At 34.2% G+C, this 438-nt stretch carries 1 protein-coding gene and 1 pseudogene; both read right to left on the bottom strand.

The window, feature by feature from the left end; all coding sequences use genetic code 11:
• Positions 1 to 220: hypothetical protein (locus tag CYP84_RS11520; protein ID WP_219809686.1), on the bottom strand; the 220-nt coding region annotated here is incomplete at its 3' end.
• Between the two features lie 25 nt (positions 221 to 245).
• A pseudogene (locus tag CYP84_RS10580) lies at positions 246 to 438 on the bottom strand (site-specific DNA-methyltransferase); the annotation flags it as partial.

Raw genomic sequence — 438 nt, 5'->3', positions numbered from 1 at the left:
GCTTTTTCTGTGCATAATACGCCTCATATCCTCCCAAATCTACTATTTTTAGCTCATCTGTTAGTTTTATGCCGTCATAAACTGCAAATGTAGTTAAAAGTGCAGTTAAATCATCTTTTGAAAGCTCATTTTTAGGAAATAAATTCGGCTCTTTCGTATCGGAGTCGCCGTCTAAATAATTATCTAAATATGATTTTAAAAGCGGAACGGCAGAAAATATTTTAAATTTAAGCCGCGCATCGTCTTCAGAGAGAGAGAGAGAGAGAGAGAGATTGCGCTGCGCGCAAGATACGCTCTTTTGTTATGTCAAAGATAGTTGGATTTTTACTTTTTAACTCATTTTTACAAAAATCATAAGCTACTTTACTATTTCTTTCATCTATCTTTTCATCAAGCTGAACTACTATAAATTTGCGGTTACCACCGTCTTCTAAATTT

Origin of the sequence: Campylobacter concisus, assembly GCF_002912425.1 — a bacterium.
GTDB classification, from domain to species: Bacteria; Campylobacterota; Campylobacteria; order Campylobacterales; family Campylobacteraceae; genus Campylobacter_A; species Campylobacter_A concisus_AH.
Note: the sequence above shows the minus strand (reverse complement) of the source record. Positions and strands in the feature narration are given on the sequence as shown.